General features: G+C 63.0%; 17 protein-coding genes. 6 read left to right on the plus strand and 11 right to left on the minus strand.

The features are described 5' to 3' along the window. Positions 1-27 precede the first annotated feature (27 nt). Both Thiofri_RS10600 and Thiofri_RS10605 read left to right on the plus strand, forming a co-directional pair. Positions 28-813: an SIR2 family NAD-dependent protein deacylase gene (locus Thiofri_RS10600; protein ID WP_009151369.1), complete on the plus strand. Its 786-nt coding sequence runs from the start codon at positions 28-30 to the stop codon at positions 811-813. Between the two features lie 30 nt (positions 814-843). Then, complete coding sequence (locus Thiofri_RS10605) at positions 844-1080, plus strand: hypothetical protein (RefSeq protein ID WP_009151370.1); 237 nt, start codon at positions 844-846, stop codon at positions 1078-1080. Between the two features lie 469 nt (positions 1081-1549). Here the strand turns inward: Thiofri_RS10605 and Thiofri_RS10610 are convergent, their stop codons facing one another. The 3 genes from Thiofri_RS10610 to Thiofri_RS10620 form a co-directional block, all read right to left on the minus strand. Beyond that, positions 1550-1819 carry a hypothetical protein gene (locus tag Thiofri_RS10610; protein WP_051023995.1) on the minus strand — a complete coding sequence of 90 codons (270 nt, stop codon included), beginning with the start codon at positions 1817-1819 and terminating at the stop codon, positions 1550-1552. A 219-nt stretch (positions 1820-2038) separates the two neighbouring features. Next, positions 2039-2536, minus strand: a complete 498-nt coding sequence (locus Thiofri_RS10615; RefSeq protein WP_009151372.1) for a GNAT family N-acetyltransferase — start codon at positions 2534-2536, stop codon at positions 2039-2041. A 2-nt stretch (positions 2537-2538) separates the two neighbouring features. Then, positions 2539-2817, minus strand: a complete 279-nt coding sequence (locus Thiofri_RS10620) for a type II toxin-antitoxin system TacA family antitoxin (protein ID WP_009151373.1) — start codon at positions 2815-2817, stop codon at positions 2539-2541. Between the two features lie 374 nt (positions 2818-3191). Here Thiofri_RS10620 and Thiofri_RS10625 point away from each other — a divergent pair, with 374 nt between their 5' ends. Then, a complete protein-coding gene (locus Thiofri_RS10625; RefSeq protein ID WP_009146704.1) occupies positions 3192-4706 on the plus strand; it encodes an ISKra4-like element ISThio1 family transposase in 1515 nt (504 codons plus the stop codon). Positions 4707-4931: 225 nt separating this feature from the next. Here the strand turns inward: Thiofri_RS10625 and Thiofri_RS10630 are convergent, their stop codons facing one another. Then, positions 4932-5741 carry an RpnC/YadD family protein gene (locus Thiofri_RS10630; RefSeq protein ID WP_009151376.1) on the minus strand — a complete coding sequence of 270 codons (810 nt, stop codon included), beginning with the start codon at positions 5739-5741 and terminating at the stop codon, positions 4932-4934. Positions 5742-5870: 129 nt separating this feature from the next. Between Thiofri_RS10630 and Thiofri_RS10635 the strand changes: the two genes are divergently transcribed. Together Thiofri_RS10635 and Thiofri_RS10640 are read left to right on the plus strand one after the other, a co-directional pair. Beyond that, complete coding sequence (locus Thiofri_RS10635; RefSeq protein WP_040858466.1) at positions 5871-6149, plus strand: type II toxin-antitoxin system RelE/ParE family toxin; 279 nt, start codon at positions 5871-5873, stop codon at positions 6147-6149. A gap of 11 nt (positions 6150-6160) precedes the next feature. Next, complete coding sequence (locus Thiofri_RS10640; protein ID WP_009151378.1) at positions 6161-6469, plus strand: HigA family addiction module antitoxin; 309 nt, start codon at positions 6161-6163, stop codon at positions 6467-6469. Positions 6470-6639: 170 nt separating this feature from the next. On the opposite strand, the gene Thiofri_RS10645 is transcribed toward Thiofri_RS10640, so the two are convergent. Next, entirely contained in the window at positions 6640-7293 is a 654-nt protein-coding gene (locus Thiofri_RS10645) for a Uma2 family endonuclease (RefSeq protein ID WP_009151380.1), read from the minus strand. A gap of 129 nt (positions 7294-7422) precedes the next feature. Next, positions 7423-10965 (minus strand): tetratricopeptide repeat protein, encoded by a 3543-nt coding sequence (locus Thiofri_RS10650; RefSeq protein WP_323706127.1) that lies wholly within the window; start codon positions 10963-10965, stop codon positions 7423-7425. Between the two features lie 460 nt (positions 10966-11425). On the opposite strand from Thiofri_RS10650, the gene Thiofri_RS10655 reads away from it, so the two are divergent. Next, positions 11426-16723, plus strand: coding sequence for a RecQ family ATP-dependent DNA helicase (locus tag Thiofri_RS10655; RefSeq protein ID WP_143742050.1), 5298 nt, complete (start codon positions 11426-11428; stop codon positions 16721-16723). Between the two features lie 191 nt (positions 16724-16914). Here the strand turns inward: Thiofri_RS10655 and Thiofri_RS10660 are convergent, their stop codons facing one another. The 5 genes from Thiofri_RS10660 to cas3f all read right to left on the minus strand — a co-directional run bounded on the left by Thiofri_RS10660 (position 16915) and on the right by cas3f (position 21685). After that, complete coding sequence (locus Thiofri_RS10660; RefSeq protein WP_009151384.1) at positions 16915-17631, minus strand: type II toxin-antitoxin system HipA family toxin; 717 nt, start codon at positions 17629-17631, stop codon at positions 16915-16917. Next, entirely contained in the window at positions 17621-17962 is a 342-nt protein-coding gene (locus Thiofri_RS10665; protein ID WP_009151385.1) for a helix-turn-helix domain-containing protein, read from the minus strand. The genes Thiofri_RS10660 and Thiofri_RS10665 overlap by 11 nt, the downstream gene beginning before the upstream one ends. A 36-nt stretch (positions 17963-17998) precedes the next feature. Beyond that, complete coding sequence (locus Thiofri_RS24950) at positions 17999-18226, minus strand: hypothetical protein (protein WP_453889302.1); 228 nt, start codon at positions 18224-18226, stop codon at positions 17999-18001. 20 nt (positions 18227-18246) lie between these two features. Then, complete coding sequence (locus tag Thiofri_RS10670) at positions 18247-18423, minus strand: TROVE domain-containing protein (RefSeq protein WP_143742051.1); 177 nt, start codon at positions 18421-18423, stop codon at positions 18247-18249. A 112-nt stretch (positions 18424-18535) separates the two neighbouring features. Then, positions 18536-21685, minus strand: coding sequence for a type I-F CRISPR-associated helicase Cas3f (cas3f, locus tag Thiofri_RS10675; protein ID WP_009151386.1), 3150 nt, complete (start codon positions 21683-21685; stop codon positions 18536-18538). Positions 21686-21751 lie beyond the last annotated feature (66 nt).

The raw sequence follows: 21751 nt of genomic DNA on the forward strand, positions 1-21751 counted from the left end.
CGCTATCCTCAAACGAGGTGATGCCCAATGACTGAAACTCAGACCACACCACCGATGCCTTTCGATGACGAATTGCTGACCCGTTTACGGCAATCTCAGCACTTGGTGGTCTTCACCGGCGCCGGCGTCTCACGGGAAAGCGGCATCCCGACCTTTCGCGATGCTTTGACCGGCCTTTGGTCCCAGTACGAACCTGAGGATCTGGCGATGCCCGACGCCTTTGTACGCGATCCGAGCCTGGTCTGGGGTTGGTACGAATGGCGCCGTGCATTGGTGGCTCGTTGCGAGCCGAATCCCGCACACCTGACCATCGCCGCCTTGGCGAACCGGGTGCCAAAACTCACACTGATCACCCAAAACGTCGATGGTTTGCATGCGCGCGCCGGTAGCCCGGATGTCTTAGAACTGCACGGCAGCCTGGAACGGCCGCGCTGTTTTGATTGCGGCACCCATTGCCCGCCGGATGCGCCAATGGCAACCGATGATCAACAGCGCATCGAACCACCGACCTGCGTTCAGTGTGGCGGATTCATCCGCCCTGGAGTGGTATGGTTCGGCGAGGCCCTGCCGGTCGACGTTTGGCATCGGGCCAAACGAGCCGCGCAGGCCTGCGATTTAATGCTCAGCGTCGGCACCTCTGGGTTGGTCTATCCGGCGGCTTCTTTGCCGAAAGAGGCCGTGTTCCAACAAATCCCGGTTGTGCAAATCAACCCTGAACCGACGGCTCTGGATGAAACCATGTGGCACAATCTGCACGGCGAGGCGGGTGTTGTTTTGCCTTCGTTGCTGAAATCGGCTTGGCCTGATTTTTAAGCGATTAACACGCCATCCTGACCGATCTTCATGAACGAACTCCCGGGAGACAGCTACCTGCTTCAAACCCTGCGACAGGCGATGATTCAATTCTTCCATTTAACCGAAGCTTCGCGTCTGTCACGCAGGCTAATCAAAAACAAGGAGGAAAAATTCCACCTCAACCCACTCCAAGTTAAAGCAGGCCCCTTCACAATCGCTGACAAGATGGAGGCGAAGCAGCCTAATGCACGTGACTTCGCTATTCGATCAGCTTACAAGCGCTAGGTTACCTAATCAGTGGGTTGTCAGAGTTGCAAACCACCGATCTCTTAGGAATAGAGATATCTTTCAATCGACTTAGAGGACGTTTACATGCAAACCATAATATATCATCCTGACCTTGAGAATCAACTGCGCAGTATCGCGGATTCTTCTGAACACTCACAGATAGCGGTAACGATAAGAGCGAATGATCCATCAGACGAGAATGAGTTGCACGACATCCGCAGGATAGAGAAACTGATAGATAGTGGAGAAATTTGCGGCTTGGTCTTTTGGGAAGACTATCCGTCAGGACTTTTTCAAGTTGAGAGCTTATCCGAGTTAGGGATTTAGCAGTATCGTGAATAACTCTTTCAGAACGCAGCGTGCGATCTAAGATTATTAGTAAGCATCCCCCGGCAGAACCGTGGGCCGGCTGAAGTAGGTCGATCGTCAGGTAAGCTCATCAAACTGATACGACACTTTTTGTCGTTTAGAATTTTAGGAAGCGGTCTTCAGAGACCAGGTGCTTCGAGATCAGCAGATCATGGACGTCCAGACAAAGGCCGCGAATGCCGCGAGTATTCTCGTTGCAGATGGGCACAAGGCGCCCCTTCCAGCCCTCGGGCAGTGTGGCGGTGGTCTCTTCGACGCCATCGGCATAGTAGCCGAAGGTTTCATGGAAGGGTGAACCCTCTCCGATCACGCCGTCGATCAGGTTCCAACGCTCAGAGTGGCGCGTTGGAATCAGGTCCGCCTCCATGGATTTCAGCGCGTCGGGAGCGGCCTGGGGATAGGTCGCGAGGATGGACTGACTGCCGATGACGATCAGCGTATCTTCCTCGGCGATTGCCCCGGCGGCGGTTCGTTCGCTTGGCGCAGACCCGCCACTTCAAAGCCCACCGGAGTAATGCCAGCCGCGGGCGGTGCCAAGCAGCCGCCCGCGCTTGTAGACCCATGTGATTAAAAAACCGTGTTGCAGTTAATTCAGCAACGCTTTCAGATCCTTCAGCAATAGAAACAGATGGTAAGGATCGGTTGGACTCGGCTCGAATTCCCAGGCCGAATACCAGCGTTTGGCTGCCTCGTCTTTTGCATGTACCAGCAAACAGCGCATACCGGCAATCTCGGCAGCCTGCGCCGTGCGCAGCAAGGCGTCCTTCAGCATGGCCTTGCCCAACCCGCACCCCTGGTGATGCCGGTCGACCGCAAGGCGCGCCAGAATCATAACGGGCAACGGGTGACGTGCCATGCCCTTCAAAACGCGGGTCGGCGCATCCTGCGAATCGACACTGCCCACAGCCAGACTGTAGTAGGCCACGACAGCGCCATCTTGGCAGCAGACATAGGTTTGGGTGCTATTGGCTTTCTGATTAACGAGCGCGAAGCGCTGCAGGAACTGATTCAGTGGCGGTTGTCCGCAGTCAAACCCGCCGACAAGATCGCTCGCCGCGAGTTTGCGAATCTCCCCATAGGCCATCCTCAGCCCAAGACTCCAGGCTCATTGAGCAGCTGCTTCAGGCGCGGTTTGATTTGCACAGGTTGCTCCAGCGCGGCCTCAAACGCCTGCCACTGCGCTTCATCGAGCTGAAAATGGCGGCGATCCGCGAGGGCTTGATTCGCGGCGATCACACCGGCATCAAGCAGGAATTCGCTAACCGTTTTGTGACTGGCGCGCGCCGCTTCTTGCAGTAACAGCTTCACTGCATGGCTGGCACGGACATCGATTCGATCCGTCTTTGCCGGATTCAAGGCGCTCATCAATCACTCCGAGTGATAGGCTTTCAATGCACATAATAGCGTCCGGATGACGTCCGGACAAGCTTGATGCACGGTCACTACACGAGCACCCCCCCAACACCTCCACCACCGCCGGCAGTTGGAGCTTGTCGAGGCGCGAAGGGAGCGGCAATGCAACGCCGCTCCTGGCGCCGAGGCCGAAACAAAAAAGCCCCCGAGGGCGAACCCCGGGGGCTGGAAGGTGAAGGGTGCGGCTCCTTTAGAACGACGCTCAGCGACTAGAAAACAACAGCTTAACCAGCTAGAAACCTGAGGACAGGGAAGACAGGGCCTCCACTCGGGTGCGAAACTGAAGGGACGAAACTTTTGTCACGGACCCTGAGGAGACCCTGTCGATGCCATGCTACACGATTTCTTTGCCAAGCCTCGATTGCTACGAGGGGGCGATCGCGCAGTTCGTCCAACTGCTTGAGACGCTGAGCGGGGAGCAAGCCCAACATGCCACGCACGGGGAAATCGAAGCGCTGGTGCAACAGGGCGGCATGAAGCTGCTGTGTGAGATGGTCCAGTCGCACCTGGAACAAAGAGCGCGAGAGGAACCGCGGTATGCGTCCGTGATTGGCGCCGATGGTTATCCCCGGACCCATCATCGCGCCGGCTGTACCCGACTTCTGGAGACCCGCTTTGGGGAAGTGACCGTCACGCGCCGGGGCTACGGTGCGCGGGGACTCCAGAGCGTCTTCCCCTTGGATGCTGAGCTGAATCTGCCCCCGGGCAGGTATTCCCATGGCCTGTGCGAGGTGCTGGCCGGTGAGGTCGTGAACAACTCCTTCGACGCCGCGCTTGCGGCACTCGAACAAGCCGGCGGCGGGACGCTGGCCAAGCGCCAAGCCGAGGAGGTGGCCGTGCATCTGAGCCAGGACTTCGACGCCTTCTACGCCCAACCCTTTGTCCCCCAGGAGCCGAATGAAGCGAGCGAACGCCTCCTGATCATCAGTGCTGACGGCAAGGGCATCGTGATGCGCCCCAGCGATTTGCGCGAGGCCACCCGCAAGGCGCGCGAGCGCCAAGCGCACAAGCAACAGACCCGGCTGAGTCCTGGGGAGAAAAAGCAGCGCAAACGCATGGCCACCGTCGCCTCGGTCTATGAGGTCGAGCCCTACCCACGCACCCCAGAGCAGATCCTTGATCCCAAACAAGCCCCCGCGGGCAAACGTCCCGAAGTCCAGAACAAACGCACCTGGGCACGCGTGGAGGCCGATCAGCGCACCGTCATCGAGCAGGCGTTTGAGGAGGCCATGCGCCGCGACCCGGATCAGCACCGCCGCTGGGTGGTGCTCTGTGACGGTCAGGAAGATCTGCTGCGCCAAGTCACAGCCGCGGCCGAGCGCTACAAGGTCGAGGTGGTGGTGATCCAGGACTTCATCCATGTGCTGGAATATCTGTGGAAAGCCGCGCATGCGCTCTTTCCCGAGACCCCCGCGGAGCGCGAGCAGTGGGTGATGGAGCGCGCCATGGCCATCCTCGAAGGTCGCGCCCACGACGTGGCCGTGGGACTGCGCCGCGCGGCAACGCGCAAGCAACTCGGCGAGACGGCGCGCAAACCCATCGATAAGGCGGCCGACTATATCGACAACAACCGCGAGCGCCTCGAATACGACCAAGCGCTTGCGCTGGGGCTGCCAATCGCCACTGGTGTGATCGAAGGCGCCTGTCGCCATCTCGTCAAAGATCGCATGGATCTCACCGGGGCGCGTTGGGGGCTGGCCCGCGCCGAGGCGATCCTGAAACTGCGCTCACTAAAGATCAGTGGGGACTTGCCGGCCTATCTTGCGTTTCACTTCGACGCTGAGCACCGACGCCACTATCCAGGACCACCGATCCCGCTGGACTTGCCCGTGGCGGCATGATGTCTCACTTGCGCCATCACCATCGACCGGAAACGTCGCCCGCAACCGCTGGATTCTGCGGCGCTTGGCGTCGTTCCAAAAGAGCCGCACCCGAAGGTGAAACCAGAGATCAGGTGGAATGGGTTACGGGGCTGGGCGTCCTTGCCCGGCGGGCTCGAAAATCTATTCGAGCACGGCCCTATTAATCTTTTAATCCACGGGCTACCGGTTGATGTTGCCAGAGCCTCAGTGGAAGATGGTCTCGGGGGTCTCGGCGGTGAGGATGCGTTTCGACCATTGCAACAGTTTTTCCGGGTCGGCTGCCACGATGCGCTCGCGGTGCGCTTCGACCGAATCTGAACCGAATTTTTCTTCCATCTGCATCATCAAGATCGTGGCTTCGCCCTGCTGCACTCCCTTCTCAATCCCTGCTTGCTCAACAGTCGTCAGGTATGGCATGTGGTATTGCTCCTCTAATTCAAAGAGTTCTTTGCGAAATTCGGCTTCCAGCTCCGCTGGCAGGCGGACCATCCAGTCGATGAGGCGAAAAAGCTCCTGAATGAGCGCGCGCCCATAGCCACGATCATACATCAAGCGCATCAAGCGGAATTTCCAGCGTTTCAGTGTCTCGGCATCATCGGTGACCTTGGCGCGGATCTGAGCCATGACGACCAAGCCAAAAACATTGTCACTAGCTTCCAGCTCGGACCAGCGCTCGGGTTCAGCGTAGTCGAGCAGTTTGACCATCGGGAAGTCGAATTGCACCCGACAGTCCCACAGCGCGGCGCTGTAGTGCTGGGGGCGGAAGTTGCTCTCCGTATCAGCCAGCACCGCCAGGCTCGCAACCGGCACTTGGTAGACATCGCGGATTTTGTAATTGTAGGCGAACATCCGCTCGGCAAAGACGCTTTCCGGATCGCCTTGCACTTCGATATGGATCAGCACCCACACCGGCGTGCCATCGCATCGGGTGACCCCGACCAGCTTGTCGGCATAGCGCCGGGTGGTCTTGGCCTCGCGCACGATCTGTTGGAATTCCTTGTCGAGAAACTGCACGCCCTTTGACCAGTCAATCTCGGCATGGATGGCCCCTTTAATCCCCCTTTAATCCCTTTAACCCTCTACTTTGCCACCGGCCTTGATCATCATTTGGCATTTCGTAACGCATCGCGTTATGCTTTCGCCATGATCAAGACGTTCCGCTGCCGCGATACAGAGACGTTGTTCTCAGGGCGGCGCGTCGCGCGGTTCGCCAACATCGAACGTGCGGCGTTGCGCAAGCTCGTCCAGCTCAATCTCGCGCGTGTCATCGACGATATGCGCGCGCCTCCCGGCAATCGGCTAGAGGCACTAAAGGGTGATCGCTCCGGACAATGGAGCGTGCGGATCAACGCGCAGTGGCGGCTGTGTTTCCGCTTTTTGGATGGCGACGCCCTGGACGTCGAAATCGTCGACTACCACTGAGAGGAAAACAGATGACTCGGGAGCTAGCGCCGGTTTCTCCCGGCGAGATGCTGATGGAGGAGTTCCTCAAGCCGCTGGCGCTATCGCAGTATGCGCTGGCACGGGCAGTGCGTGTGCCGCCCCGGCGGATCAACGAGATCGTGCATGGAAAGCGCGCGGTGACGGCGGATACTGACCTACGTCTGTGCCGTTTCTTCGGCCTGTCGGAAGGCTGGTGGCTGCGCCTGCAAGCCGACTATGACATTGCCCTGGCCAAGGCAAGCATGACCGAGGAGCTCAACGAGATCGAGCCCTTGCCCCATGATCGTGAGGCCGCATGAGCCCGATCTGGAGGTCACTGAAGCGGCTACGCCGGCGCGGGTTACGCCGGCGCGGGTAAAGTGTCCGGAGGCTGCAATTGACGTCAATTATGGGGTCTGGATCGAATTATTCTGTCATGGTGAGAGTCTAACCGAGCCGCCGTAGGCTGTCAGGTTAGGCGTGCGCGCGTTCACCCGAGCTCGGCGCCCGGCAAGGCGGTGTCGAGATAGATCTCCGCGAGCGGCAGGGAGATGCCAAGGTTTGGCAAATCAACCGCGGTCTTGATCGCATCGGGGGGATCTTCGAGCAGGCCGGTGCGCGTCGCTTCGGTTGGCGCTTCGTGGAGTCGTGGTGTCCACACCGCCCCCTCCTCGCGTCCGCCCTGCTTGGAAAAATGCAGTACCGCGACCTCGTTCGAGTCGACCAGCAGATAGTCGGTGAGTGTCGGGATGGTTTGATACTGCATGAATTTGGTGCCGCGATCATGCGCCGCGGTGGAAGTCGACAGCACCTCGACGATTAGCACCGGATTGGTGAGCGCGCGCAGGCCATTGATGGTGACGAACTCGGGACGGCAGGCCACCGAGACATCCGGATAGAGATAGGGGCTGCCAGCATGGACCTTCAGCCGTTGGTCGCTGGGGAAGGTCCGGCACGCCGAGCCACGCAGACGCGCGCGCAGTTCACCCACGAGATTGGCGCAACAGAGATTGTGCTCCGGCTGGGCGCCGGTCATGCAAACGATATCACCGTTGCGCCATTCCCAGCGCGCGTTCGCCGACTCGGTATCGAGGGCGAAATAGTCCTCGAGGCTGACAAAGCTGTCTTTCAGCGCGGTGGCCATCGGGAGTTCTCCATGCCTTTTCTTGGCTTGGATTATAGCCGCGAGACCGACCGGAGGTGCGCCGAGCGCGGCTTGGTTCTTGTCGGGGCCGCAAGTGCCGCCGCGCTCTGGCGCGAACCCTGCCCGGTCTCAGGTCCGAGGACAATGGGTGCGCAAACGCTCCTCGACCCTCGCGCGTTCGGCGGCGATATCTTCATTGTCTGGCGCCAGGGTGATGGCGCGCGCGAGCAGGGTCGCGGCCTCGCGCAACCGGTCGCAGGCAGCGGACAGATCGCCGCGTTGGTGTTGCACATCGGCGAGCTTGCGCAGGAACTCACCCTGGTTACCGAGGGCGATGATATCGTCCGGTGCGATCCGCAGGGCCTCGTTGGTCGCGGCGATGGCATCAAGCCAGGCAGTCTCAGCGCGGGCTGAGTCGCTCTGGGTGAGACGCAAGTCCCCGACTTTGCAGAGGGCGTTGCCCTTGTTGTTGTGGACGTCGACGTCGTCCGGCGCCAACGTCAGGGCCTGGTCGTAGGCGGCGATGGCCTGGTCGTAGGCGTCCTCGGCTCGGGCGTGGTCGCTGCGTGCGGCGCGCAGCTCGCCGAGTCCCCGGAGGGCGTTGCCCTTGTTGTTGTGGGCGTAGACGAGGTCCGGCGCCAGCGTCAGGGCCTGGTCGAAGGCGGCGATGGCCTGGTTGTAGGCGTCCTCGGCTCCGGCGTGGTCGCTGCGTGCGGCGCGCAGCTTGCCGAGGCCCTGGAGGGCGTTGCCCTTGTTGGTGTGGGCGGTGACGTAGTCCGGCGCCCGCGTCAGGGCCTGGTCGACGGCGGCGATGCCCTGGTTGTAGGCGTCCTCGGCTCCGGCGTGGTCGCTGCGTGCGGCGCGCAGGTCGCCGAGGCCCTGGAGGGCGTTGCCCTTGTTGCTGTGGGCCATGACGAAGTCTGGCGCCCGCGTCAGGGCCTGGTCGTAGGCGGTGATGGCCTGGTTGTAGGCGTCCTCGGCTCCGGCGTGGTCGCTGCGTGCGGCGCGCAGCTTGCCGAGTCCCTGGAGGGCGTTGCCCTTGTTGCTGTGGGCGCCGACGAAGTCCGGCGCCCGCGTCAGGGCCTGGTCGAAGGCGGCGATGGCCTGGTTGTAGGCGTCCTCGGCTCCGGCGTGGTCGCTGCGTGCGGCGCGCAGCTTGCCGAGGCTCTGGAGGGCGCTGCCCTTGTTGCTGTGGGCGTAGACGTCGTCCGGCGCCCGCGTCAGGGCCTGGTCGTAGGCGGTGATGGCCTGGTTGTAGGCGTCCTCGGCTCGGGCGTGGTCGCTGCGTGCGGCGCGCAGATCGCCGAGTCCCTGGAGGGCGCTGCCCTTGTTGCTGTGGGCGTAGACGTCGTCCGGCGCCCGCGTCAGGGCCTGGTCGTAGGCGGTGATGGCCTGGTTGTAGGCGTCCTCGGCTCGGGCGTGGTCGCTGCGTGCGGCGCGCAGATCGCCGAGTCCCTGGAGGGCGTTGCCCTTGTTGTTGTGGGCGTAGACGAAGTCCGGCGCCCGCGTCAGGGCCTGGTCGAAGGCGGTGATGGCCTGGTTGTAGGCGTCCTCGGCTCGGGCGTGGTCGCTGCGTGCGGCGCGCAGCTTGCCGAGGCTCTGGAGGGCGCTGCCCTTGTTGCTGTGGGCGTAGACGTCGTCCGGCGCCCGCGTCAGGGCCTGGTCGTAGGCGGCGATGGCCTGGTTGTAGGCGTCCTCGGCTTGGGCGTGGTCGCTGCGTGCGGCGCGCAGCTTGCCGAGTCTCGTGAAAGCGATGCCCTGTTCGTTCAGGGTTCCAACATCATCCGGTGACTGTCCCAGCGCCGCTTCCAGGCTCGCCAAGGCGCGCCGGTACGCGGTCTCCGCTGCCGCGTGCCGCGAGCGCGCGGCGGCCAGGTCCCCGATGCGCCGATCAACCGTTCCCTCGGCAAAGGCCGTCTCGAGCCGCATTACCGGCCGCAGCGCGGTCAGTGCCTCGCCGAGGGTATGGCGGGCGTTGTCGCGGGCCTGGTCCATCACCTCGGTCCATTCCAGCCAGCCCCGCTCCCAGTCCTGTTGGTTGGCGTGGTAGATGGCCTCGGCGACGGCCTCCGGGTCGTCGGGGCCGCGGTCGCGATAAATGGCCTCGAGCGCGGCATGGGCCTCGCGGGTGGGCTCGGGCTTCCCGGCCGCGACGAGCCGGCGCAGTAGGTCGTGGATGCGGTAGCGCCCGGGGCGGGCCGGGTCGGGCCAGACGAAGGAGAAGCCGGTGAGGATGTCGAAGTCGGCGCGGCTGGCGTTGAAGCGTAGCCGATCGCCGAGGGTGTAGAACAACTCGCCGTCGAAGCCGCGTGCGGCGGCGAGCAGGGGCACGGCGGCTTGGACCTCGGCGTTGCAGTACCTGAGTAGACGTTGGACCAGTTCCTGGCCCACCTCCTGGCTCAGCGCGTGGCTGGCACCATGGGCGCCGGTCGGAAAGTCAGCGGCGGTCAGCTGTTCGCCGCGGGCGCGGGCTTGTAGGCACAGATCGGCGGTCAGACCCAGGTATAGCGGATGAACCTGGTCGGGGTGGATCTCGGCGAAACGAATCAGCGCGGCGCGCAGTGCCTGCTCGGTCTGGGTTTGGGTATTGTCGCCGGCATCGGTATCGGTATCGGTATCGGTATCGACCTGATGCCCGAGCGCGCCAATCAAGTACTCATCGGCATAGGGCGGGTCGAGGTGGCCGATGAGCTGGCAGTTGATGTGGTTCGCGGGGATTTGGTGCTCCACCGCCTTGTCCCAGCGCGGCGGCTCGCGTCCGGCCAGCACGACGATGATGCCTCGGTTGGGTTGGTAAAGCTGGGCAAGGAGCGCCCGCAACCATTCGTCGCGCTCGAAGTAAGTCGCATCGGACTCGCTGTGGCGGCCGGTGCCCCAAAAGGATTCGTGGGTGTCGATGAGTAGCACCAGCCGCGCCGGCGCATTGGGCATGTCCATGGCGACCTGGATGGACTCCCCGAGCAGCCGCGGCAGCTCCTCCCCGAGCCGGGCGCCCTGGTCGTCCGTGGCCATGGTCTGGATCTCTTGCAGGCGGTCCGCGTCGACCCCGAGGCTCATTCGCCACAGGGCGAAGTTGGCCTTTAGGTGCTTGTCGAACAGACCGAGCACCTTGACGGCCATGAGACCCACTGAGGTGTCGCTGACGATATCGAACAGCGAGGCCACAAAGTCGGCCTCCGCGGCCGGGAACAGGGCCTTGATGCGCTCGGGGGAAAGCTTGCGGCGTGCGCGCAGGTAGAGCATGAGGGCGTACTGGAACAGCGGCAGCTTGAGCCCATGGGCGCCCAGCTCGCGGGCGATCATCAGCGGCCCGGACCAGTAGCCACGCGGGTCGTCCTCGGCGGCGCCGCGACCGGCGAGGTCGTGATAAACGCAGGGCACGGGTCCGCCGGAGAGCGCGTCGTAGCCCTCGACACAGGCGCGGTCGTCGGCAATGGCGTCGAGCCGCGCCCAGTCCGCGGCCCGCAGCCGCTGGCAGTAGCGGTCCATCAGGCGCTTCAGCAGCAGGGACTTGCCATTGCCGCCGTCGCCGTGGAAGAACAGCATTTGTTCCGGGGGCGGGGCGGCGTGCAGAAAGCGCAGGAAAAGCCGGCGCTCGCCGAAGCGGTCGGTGAACAGCGGCAAGGCTTGGTCGTGCTGGGTGACGCGGGGTTTTTTTGGAGCGATGGGCATGGCAAGCGTCCGCGTTTGAGGTTGAACGAGGCGGCTGGTCCTGTCCGCCCGGCCAGCTCACAAGCCGGGGTGGCCGCCTTGGTGGCTTGGCGGTCATTATTCGCAACCAACCGCTCGCGGGCGGCAACAAGCGCTCGGGCTTCGTGCTGAGATGGCCAGAGTTTACCCGGGCCGCGCGGCGTTGTCATTTGCCGTGCCTGTGCTCTCACCCAAGCTCAGCGCACTGCAAGCCGCTGTCGAGAGAGAATTAAAGCGGCCGTGGCCGAGTTTTTTGCAGAATAAGGGTCCGCCTCCATGGATTTCAGCGCGTCGGGAGGGGCCTGGGGAGAGGTCGCGAGGGTATGGAGTGACTGGCGATATGCGTTGCGCCTTGTGATGCCGATGTCATGACGGGGCGATCCGTTTGGCTAATCCAGCCGCGACCGGTGCCAAGCAGCCGCCCGCGCTATAGAATGCGGCCATGGACAGCGCTTCGCCAACGGCCATGGACGCATCGGTGCGCGGATCGATCGATCCGCTGCTGCAACGATCCCTATTTCTTGACCTCGAAACCGGTGCGGACGGTGCCGTGCACAAGATCGGCGCCATCCGCGACGGGCGCGAGTTCCGCCGACAGGGTGCCTTCGACCTGCATCGGGCGCTGGCCGATCTGCAAAGCTTTGCTGGCGACGCCGAGTTCGTCGTCGGCCACAACCTGCTCGGCCACGATCTGCCGACGCTGCGCGCGCTGGCGCCGGCCCTGGGTCTGCTTGGCCGGCGCATCATCGATACGCTGTATCTGTCCCCGTTGGCCTTTCCGCAGAATCCCTATCACCGGCTGGTGAAGGACTACAAGCTGGTGCGCGATAGCGTGGCAGATCCGGTGGCCGACTGCCGCTTGGCCGCGCAGATCCTGCGCGAGCAGTTCGACGTGCTGGTCAGGCGCGTGAGCGCTGGTGAGGCCGACCTGATCGGCGTATTCCAGTTCTGCTTTCGCGGTGCCACGCTGCTCGATGACAATCCCACCGGTGGTGACGGCATGGCCGCGGTCTTCCGGCTGCTGTCGGGCGACCTGCCGAACGTCATGGGCGTGCGCGATACGCTGCTGGCGCGCTGGCAAGGCCGCGCCTGCACCACCACCGCGCCGCGGCTGATCCTGGATCACGTCAGAGACGTGAATCTGCGCCCGGTCATTGCCTATACCGCAGCCTGGTTGCAGGTGGCCGGCGGCGACTCGGTGCTGCCGCCCTGGGTGCGGCACCGCTTTCCGGCGACACGCGGGCTGTTGAAGGCCTTGCGTGAGACGCCCTGCGGCGACCCGGCCTGTCGCTGGTGCCGCGAGACGCACGACCCGGTGCGACAGCTCAAGCGCTGGTTCGGCTTCGACGCCTTCCGCTCTGAGCCAGCCGCAGCGGACGGCAGCAGCTTGCAGCAGGCGGTGGCGACCGATGGCATCGCGGATCAGTCGCTGCTCGCGATCCTGCCGACCGGTGGCGGCAAGTCGCTGTGCTTTCAGTTGCCGGGGTTGGTGCGGCATTTCCGGCGCGGCACCCTGACCGTGGTCATCTCGCCCTTGCAGGCGCTGATGAAGGACCAGGTGGACAATCTGGTCAAGAAGACCGGCACCACCAGCGCGGCCGCCATCTACGGCATGCTGACGCCGCCGGAGCGCGGCGATGTGATGGAGCGCGTGCGCCTGGGCGATGTCGCCATCCTGTACATCTCCCCGGAGCAGCTACGCAACCGCTCGGTCGGCAACCTGCTGGCCAGCCGCGAGATCGGCTGCTGGGTGTTCGACGAGGCCCACTGTCTGTCCAAGTGGGGCCATGACTTCCGCCCGGATTATCTCTACGCGGGGCGCTTTATCCGCACGCTGGCAGAGCGCCAGCAGGCCGAGATCCCGCCGGTGGCCTGTTTCACCGCCACCGCCAAGCCCGATGTCATCGCCGAGATCCTGGCGTATTTCCGCGATGAGCTAGGCCTGCAACTGCGCGCCCATGAAGGTGGCGTCGAGCGCGATAACCTCGCCTTCGAGGTGCAAACGGTCGGCAAGCACGAGAAGGATGAGCGCATCCACGTCATCCTCGCCGAGCATCTGACGCAAACTATCCCCGGTGCGCCCGATGATCCGAACCAGTCAGCCGGTGCCGCGGTGGTCTATGCCTCGCGTCGCAAGCGCACTGAGGAACTGGCGGATACCCTGATGCGCCACGGCTGGGCCGTGGCCGCCTTTCACGCCGGCATCGAGGCGCCCGAGAAGAAGCGCATCCAGAATGCCTTCGTCGCCGGCGAACTACAGGTCATCTGCGCCACCAATGCCTTTGGGATGGGCGTGGACAAGGAGGACGTGCGCGTGGTCATCCATGCCGACATCCCCGGCTCGCTGGAGAACTACATCCAGGAGGCGGGGCGCGCGGGGCGTGATCGCAAGCCGGCTCTGTGCGTGTTGCTGTACGACGAGCAGGACATTGAGGCCCAGTTCGGCCTTGAGGCCATGTCCGAGCTCAGCCGGCGCGACATCGCCGAGATCCTGCGCGGGCTGCGCCGGGCCAAGCGTGACCAAGAGGGACGGGTGGTCGCGACCAGCGCGGAATTGTTGCGCGACGAGCAACTGCGTCTCGACTTCGACACCGAGGGCCGCGATGCCGATACCAGGGTGCGCATCGCCATCGCCTGGTTGGAGCGCGCCGGTCTGGTGCAGCGCGACGACAACCGCACCGGCGTCTTCCAGGGGCGACCGGCGGTGCCGAGCCTGGAAGCGGCCGAGCGCAAGATACGTGGACTGGGCTTGTCGAAGGCGCAGCAGGCACGCTGGCTGGCGATCATGGAGCTGATGCTCAATGCCGAGCCGGACGAGGGCATCACTGCGGACGACTTGGCGCGCTTGCCGGCCTTCGCGCCTGAGGCCGACGGCACGGCGCCCGCCTGGGACCGCGGCGAGACCCCTGGCCAGCGGGTGCTGCGCACCTTGCACGACATGGCCGGCGCCGGGCTGCTGAACAGCGGCCCACAGTTGACCGCCTTCGTCCGGCACAAGGTCAAGGACCACTCGGCGCTGATCCTGGAGCGGGTTGCGCGGCTCGAGCGGGCAATGCTTGATGCGCTGCGCGAACAGGAGCCGGACCCGGAATCGGGAGCCTGGCTGCCGCTGTCGCTGCGGCGGCTGAATCAGCACCTGCTCGATCAAGGCCAGCCGAGCAATCCAGAAACCCTGCGCACGCTGCTGAAGGGGCTGTCCCTGGACGGCCGCGGTCTGGCCGGCGCCCGCGGCAGCCTGGACCTGCGCCAGAGCGACCGCGATCACTACAGGCTCAAGCTGCACCGAGACTGGCCGACGCTAATCGCGACCGCCGAGCGCCGCCGCGCCGTCGCCGGGTTGATCCTGCGCAAACTGCTGGCCAAGCTGCCCGCCGACGCGGGCGCCTCGTCGGATTTGCTGGTCAGTTTCGGCACCGACGAGCTGACCCAAGCGCTGCGCGACGACCTGACCCTAGCGGCTGAGGTGCGCGACCCGCTGGCGGCCATGGAGCGCGGGCTCATGTTTCTGCACGAGCACGGCGCCATTATCCTGCACGGCGGCTTCGCGGTGTTTCGCTCGGCGATGACAGTGCAACTGCTGCCGGAGGCCAAGGGCCGGCGCTACAGCAAGGCGCAGTATCAGCCTCTGGCCCAGCACTATGGCGAACGGGTGTTTCAGATCCACGTCATGGATCAATACGCCCGGCTGGGCGCGGAGATGATCCGCCAGGCACTGGGTCTGGTCACCGCCTACTTCACGCTGGGCAAGGCCGCGTTCGTCAAACGTTTCTTCGCCGACCGCCGCGAGATGCTGACCCGCGCCACCACCGCCGAGTCCTTCCACGCCATCGTCGACGCCCTCGGCAACCCGGCCCAGACCGAGATCGTCGCCGCCCCGCAGGACGGCAACCGGCTGGTGCTGGCCGGTCCGGGCTCCGGCAAGACCCGCGTCATCGTGCATCGATGCGCCTACCTGCTGCGGGTTTTGCGGGTACCGGGGCACCGCATCCTGGTGCTCTGCTTCAACCGCTCCGCGGCGCTGGAGTTGCGCCGCCGGCTCGCGGACCTGGTCGGCGACGGCGCCCGCGGCGTTACGGTGCAGACCTATCACGGCTTTGCGATGCGCCTGACCGGCCATTCCTATGCAGAACGGCTCGCGAACGGGGCTGGGACCGGGGCTGGCACCGGAACTGGGACCGGACCCGACTTCGACGGTCTGATCGCTGAGGCCGTGGACCTGCTCGAGGGCCGCGTCGAGCTGCCCGGCATCGCGCCCGACAGTACCCGCGAGCGCTTGCTGGCAGGCTATCGGCACATCCTGGTGGACGAATACCAGGACGTCGACGCCGACCAGTATCGACTGGTCTCCGCCATCGCCGGGCGCACCGCCGACGACGACAGTCTGACCCTGCTCGCGGTCGGCGACGACGACCAGAACATCTACGCCTTCCGTGGCGCCAGCGTCGACTATATCCGCCGCTTCCAGCAAGACTACGACGCCGAGTTGCACTATCTGGTCGAGAACTACCGCTCCAGCGCGCACATCATCGCCGCCGCCAACGCGCTGATCGCCCACAACGGCGAGCGCATGAAACAGGACCACCCGATCCGCATCGACCGCCGCCGCAAGGCCCAGCCCGCAGGCGGGCGCTGGGCCGGGCTCGACGGACATGCCAAGGGCCGCGTGCTGCTGCTGCGTGTCGCCGACCCCGCGCGCCAAGCCGCTGCGCTGGTCGCCCGCATCCAGGAATTGCAGCGCCTGGGCGACGGCAGTTGGTCCGACTTTGCCGTGCTCGCGCGACAGCATGAGCTGCTGGCGCCGATCCGGGCGCTCTGCGAGCACCACCACATCCCGGTCAGGCTGCCCGGCGACCTGCCAGCACTACATCGCATCCGCGAGATCGGCGCCTTCCTCGCCGCGCTCAAACAGCGCCAGCGCGAACCCCTGACCGCAGAGACGCTGACCGGGCTGCTGCCACAGCGCCCAAGCCCCTGGCGCGACCTGCTGGCCAGTCTGATCGACGACTGGACCGCCGAGGCGGGCACAGCCGCCGTTCCCGCCGCCGAGATCGCGGAATTTTGCTGGGAGACCCTGGCCGAGCAGCGCCGCGAGCGCAGCGCCAGCAGCGGAGGGGGCAGCGGCGTGCTGCTATCGACGCTACACGGCGCCAAGGGCCTGGAGTTTCCGCATGTGCTGATTATTGATGGCGGATGGGATGGCAGCTGGGGGCACAACCCAGCCGACGAAGACGAACGCCGCCTCTTCTATGTCGGCATGACCCGCGCCCGCGAGACGCTGACACTGTTGGAATTGGCCCCCGGCAAGCATCCCCACCTGCCTTTGCTCGACGGCGACTGGTTGCTGCGCGCAGAGCCAGCGGTCGAAACCCCGCCGCCCGAGATTCTTGCCCGCCGCTACACGCGCCTAACCCCGGCCGATCTCGATCTCGGCTTCGCCGGTCGTCAGGCGCCAGACGCACCGATTCATGGCCAACTCGCCGCGCTGAACAGCGGCGACGCGCTGACGCCAGGACGCGACGGGGAGCATCTGACGCTAATGGATGCCGAGGGCATTCGCGTCGCGCGCCTGTCAAAGCGAGCCGCAGCCGTCTGGTGTCCGCGCATCGAGATGATCGAGACGATTCGCGTCGAAGCACTCATGCGCCGCGACCGCGCGCAGGACACCCAAGCCTTCGCCAACCACAGCCGCTGCGAGCACTGGGAGGTGCCGTTGGTGGAAATCTGTTGGCGCACGGGCTGAGTCGGGCTGAAAAATTGCCACATTGTCCCTTCGCTTTCAGCGTCGTTTGATGCTCCATCAGTAGTGGATGGAAGAAGTCCCATTTGGCCTCATTTCATCTTGGATGCGCAGCAGCAGGGCGATGGCGACAGGAATTGTCATTCAATGGCCGATGCCTTGGGTATCGACCCTGGGCTGAGATTCTTTTCGCGCTAACGATTACGCTGCACGTCCCGGTTCAGTGATTGCGTCAGGATGACCGAGGCGACCTCCAGTCCCACCAGACGCGCCAGGCGCATCGCCACATATTCAGCCTTCACCAGGTTATAGAGGTCGGTGCTGGTGGAGAACTTGGCGATGAATTTGCCGGTTTCGCTGGTCAGCAGCGCCTTGGGCCGGGCGCCGCCGACCGAGGTCCCGTGCTGGAGCGCGAGCGCCAGGTCGGCGGACAGGGACTCGCCGCGCTCCAACCGTTCGGTCGCCTCTGCCAACGCGTCCAGACTGGCCTGCGCCGCCTCACGCGGTCGATAGTCGGTCGGGGATGCCTGAAAATCCAGGGCGCCAATCCGGTCCGATCCAGACTCCAGCAGATAGGTCAGTTCATCGAGTTCCACCTGGGCGGCGTCCAGTCCCCGGCGTCCGGTCAAGCGGTTGATGATGACCCGTCGTCCCCAAGCATCCGGCGCCGCATCGCGCAGACAGCCGGGCAGATCGTCGTCGCGTTGATGCTGCGCGCCGGGTTGCAGCGGGAGCTCATCGACGAAGATGCTGATGGCGTCATCGCGTCGCAGATAGGAACGGCCATAGGTGAAGGTATAGCCGCCCCGCGCCTCCCGGCGCAGCAGGCCCGCCACCACCGGCGTGAGCGCGCCCGGCAGCCAGATCCAGACGTAAGCTTGCCGGGTGTTCGGGTCGACCTCAGAAATCATCGTCTAACCGGTCCTCGCGCGGAGAGCGGATCCGCGCAGGCAAGAGCCGGAGCATCTCCTGCTGGCGGGTCAATTCCCGCTCCAGTGAGCGCGGCAATGCTTGGTCGAAGAGCGGGATGTCCAGGAGTGCGGCCGCCTCGAAGTAAGTACCAATGGCCACGCCGGGCTCGCCACGGGTGACCCTGCGGATGGTCAGCGACCCCACACCGACCCGCTCGGCCAGCATCTCACGCGACCAACCCTTGCGAATCCGTCCTTCTTCGATCAGGCCACCCAAGAGCTGCAGGGCCTGACGGGTGGTTGGCGAAAGCGGGCGTGGTGTCGGAGGCATCTTAAATACAAAAGTGACGATTAGAGGCTTAATGAATCATATTCTATCACTCATCATCCGTTCCAAGACGTCCTGACGCCGATACTCTTGATGTCGAGCGTGCAAGATCTGCCATGAGCGCCGGTGCGGAGGCATCGAAGCCAACCAAATCGAGCATCCCGCCATATTTGGGGCGGCGATGCTGAAGCCGTTGGAGGCCATCCCGCACACGATCAACTTGGCCGGAATCCCTATGACCTGGCGGTAGTGTTCCAGAGCCTGCAGGGGGTGGGTTCCAGCCCCATTTACCCGCGCTGCCCGGTCGACGCCACCTGCGTAAAGGCTCTATAGAATGCCTCCTCGCGTTCCAGTCGCGCCCGCACCTGCCGGATTGCCTCGGCGTCTGGCGTCAGCAGACCGACCGCAGTCATTTTGGCGAGATTACGTACCATGGCGGTCAGCAGCATCTGCGCGAGGAGCATCGCTCAGGCGCCGGGCTCGTTCAGCCAGTCCGTCGGCACCATCTCCTAGGTCAGGCCCTGTAAAGCAATCAAGAGTGACTAGCGGGCAGCGTTTCTTGCGTGCGTTGGTGAGTTAGCGGGATTCGGCAAGAAGCCCAAACGAGCGATCCCAATACAAAGGCCGATTTGTATCGGTATGCACATGAATTTCGCATGTCAGCGCATGCTCGGCGGCAATTTCTGCTGCTGCATATTGTTCGAGCAGATCAGTGACGGGCAGAGCGAGCCAGTCGTTGGTAACGCGCGAGATAACCCGTTCGATCTTGGCGCGACGCCATAACGAATCGTCGTGTTTGGCGTCACGAGATTTATGATCCTGTGGGTTGAAGCGAAGAAACCGCTCGTTCCCATCATCATCTAGGTTAAGCCGCCAGTGTTCGACGGGTTCGTTTGTCCGTAGGGCGTACTCTTGATAGAAGCCTGCCGTCATCCATGCACTTTTATGTTGATCTTCACAACAAAGAGTCTTTACTGGTTCAGCAAGTAATTCGCTCAGTATCCTTTCATCTTCCCGGGTGAATATGTGCGCTCGGTCAAAGCGTAGACGCGCATCAAGCTCGCGCCCATTCAGCCGGCTCCAGTCTAGTAATTTTTCCAGATCGTTGGTGCTGTAACGCACGTGCTCGGACTCGAGGCCTGGGCGGGAAAAGGTTGGTTTTTCATCACGCGCCCACCGTGCGTTATATTGCAAAATTGCAATGTTGGGCCGGGTGATGCTTTCCAGACGATGGCGGTTGACGCGTCCGGCGGCCTGAACTAGCGAATGCGTACCGGATGGCTCGAGGGCGGCCCAGTCAAAATCATGGTCGCGACCTATTTCCTCAACTGGCGTGGCCACAACAACAAATGGAATGTCGGTGTTCGTGCTTCGATCAATGATCGCCTGAATCTCTGGGTCATTTTCAATCCGGTGTGCGTGGTCCTTTTTCCGGGAAAGCAGAAAATCCAGTCGCCGTTCTTTGTGGAAGCGCTGTAAGCGCCAATCTTGGCTGTGATAACAGCAAATTTGCGCATGCGGGAGGCGTTTGGAGAGAAAGCGGGCAAGCGGAATGGCTGTGCGAATGTTGGCAACGCGCACCAAGCCAAACGATACCCGTTTTTGCGTTTTTCTGAACGCCCATCCGTGGTCTTTGTGTAAGCGCTCAGTCGCATCCAGTACAGCCTCCCGCCATGACGGCTCGGATTGATGCGCAATCCCCTGAAGATATGGCATTCGGCAGACCCGTGCACCACCCTTCGTCAGCATTTGATTGGTGTATTCCCGAAAGGCCGGCTGGAATCCGTCATCAAGTGGGACGGGATGCGGTGCAGCGCGATCATCAATGATCAGCGCCTCAGAAATGCCCGATTGGCCGGTCAGAGATGCGTGCATGCGCGCGCCCGAGGCAAACGCCTTGCGAACAGCGTCTGCTACCGGTTCGGCGAGGGTGGCGGATGAGCAGATAACGTGACGACCGAGGAGCGCGGCTGTTTGGATCACGCGCAACACAGCAACTAGAGCCTTGGGCTCGTAGCTGTCGATTTCATCAAGAATGAGATCGCTATCAAGCAAGCGGAGAAATGCGGAGACGTGATTACCTTGACGCCCGGGTTCGCCCGCGTTGACTAGAAAATCGATCGTCGATACGAGAACAGGTGTTCCGATGATTTTTTTCCACGCTTGGCGGGGCTTTAGTAAGTGGCTCATCCAACCTGGCAATTCGACCTCGCCGCCGACAGCAACATGCGAGACCTCGATGGCTTCCTCTGCCCCGTCGCCCGCTTCATCGAGGGCGGTGCGCGACCATTCGTGGAGCGCAGCGGTAGGCCTGTCACCGATTACCGCGCTCAGTTCATCCGATCCAACTCCCATTTCACGCAGGGCATCGCCAGTTTGCAGGGTCAAGGTGCGCAAATTGAGGGCAACTGCGAACCGCGGGCGACGATTGATAGTGCAAGCGAGCCTGGCGTTCATCCGGGTTTTTCCGCTACCAGTCGCCGCGATATTCAGGATCAGCAGGGGGCGATCAGGATGCTTGTCGGCGAGCTTTTGGGCAGCATGTGCTGCGCGATTCTGCCAAGCGAAACGTGCGTTGGCCCCTTTGCTTGGGGTTGGTGCCACCAATCGATCAATCGCTTCAGTGCTAAGCGAGGGCAGCCGCAAGCGAGACATTTGGTACAGCCGATTCGCCGCTGTCCGCCCAACATTGTCGAGATGCCAGCCGAGGGTCTGGTTGTAAACACGCGCGCCGGCTTCGCCCTTCATCGTATTGGCAAATATAGGCGGCTCGATCACATAGGGATCGTGGGGACAGTGCCCTTTCCTTTCGCACGAAGAAACTTCGTGGTCCGCGAGGATCAACGCTACCCGGACTGGCCAAACAAGCGCCCTCCAAAACAGTTCAGACTTTTCGATGTCCGGCATTGCGAGAATGCGCGCCAAGTTTTTGTCGATGTCCTTTGTGATCTGTTGGGCGAATTCGGTATGTTCAGTGGAGCAGCGCACGACAGAGTCCGGTCCCATCCGGTCTCTCCTCACATGAGCCGACGCATCTGGGTAGGCGCTGGAAGCGTCGTTTCCTTTTTTCCGCTCCGGGCCTAGCAGTTTGTGGTGGGTAACAATTAGATAATCGAGCGCATCTTGTGCGGATGCCAGCCCGTCTTTCAGGCTTTTTGTTCGCACAGCCCGGCGACCAAAACCGGTTCGAGGGGGAAAATCGAGAAGCTCGTCATTCCATGCTTCCTTGAAAGATCGTCCGGCGCGCATTTCCTGAAGCAGGCGCATTGAGAGCCACTCATGCCTCGCCGGATCAGGCCCGCTCGGCGGAGCTTTTCCTGCGACAGAGTAGGCGAGCTTCTGGCAGAAATACTGATAGGTTTTACCAACGTCATGCCCTAGCCCCGCGCTGCGAGCAAGTATACAAGCGGCTTGGACCCAGGGTGGGGGCGGTGCTCTGCGCATGGTGCGAGTACCAGCGGGGTAATGCCCTGTTTGGCCGAACTGCCGGCGCGAGCCAACGATCCATAGCAGCACCATCTGCCGGGCTCCCTGGTTTCGGTAGCAGGCCACGGCGGTTTGCCGAGTGGCGACCCGGCGCAGTAATCCGCGCATTTCCTGCATACCTTCGTCCGTGATCGGAGTCATCCATGTGCGTTCGCCAACGCGGATCGCGTAACTGTCGATGATGGCGCGCGTTCGCTTGAGTGCACGTTGATGGCACGCGGAAATTAGCGTAATGTACATGACAGCTCCTGAGTGGCCCGCACCCGTGCGGTTTAGAGGTATAGAAGGAGTACTTTTCGTGATCCG

The organism is Thiorhodovibrio frisius (genome assembly GCF_033954835.1).
Lineage (GTDB): Bacteria > Pseudomonadota > Gammaproteobacteria > Chromatiales > Chromatiaceae > Thiorhodovibrio > Thiorhodovibrio frisius.